The organism is Pauljensenia sp. UMB3104 (assembly GCF_030217285.1).
Lineage (GTDB): Bacteria > Actinomycetota > Actinomycetes > Actinomycetales > Actinomycetaceae > Pauljensenia.
Genome location: NZ_JASONN010000238.1, coordinates 1 through 287, shown reverse-complemented (window position 1 = coordinate 287; position 287 = coordinate 1). Strand labels below are relative to the sequence as shown.

Annotated in this window: 1 protein-coding gene; it reads left to right on the top strand. The window is 62.4% G+C overall.

Annotated elements, in window-relative coordinates:
• Positions 1-287, top strand: a 287-nt coding sequence (locus QP415_RS11535) for an SdrD B-like domain-containing protein (protein WP_285100174.1), incomplete at both ends; no start/stop codon positions are given.

The following is a 287-nucleotide window of genomic DNA, read 5'->3' as shown; positions in this document are numbered from 1 at the left end:
ATCCTGATAAGGGTGATCTGGCTGGTCTGATTCCGACCCAGGCCTACAAGGGCCGGGGCGAGACTCAGGCGTCGGTGACGATTACTGATGCGTCGGTGCAGGGTGTGGACTTTGGTCTGGTTGCTCCCGCCACGATCGGTGACCGCGTGTGGAATGACGCCGATGGTAACGGTGCGGATAACGGTGAGCCGGGCGTGCCGAACGTGACCGTGATCCTCAAGGACGCCAACGGCGTGGAGGTGGCTCGTACCACCACCGACGCGAACGGTAACTACCGTTTCGCTGGC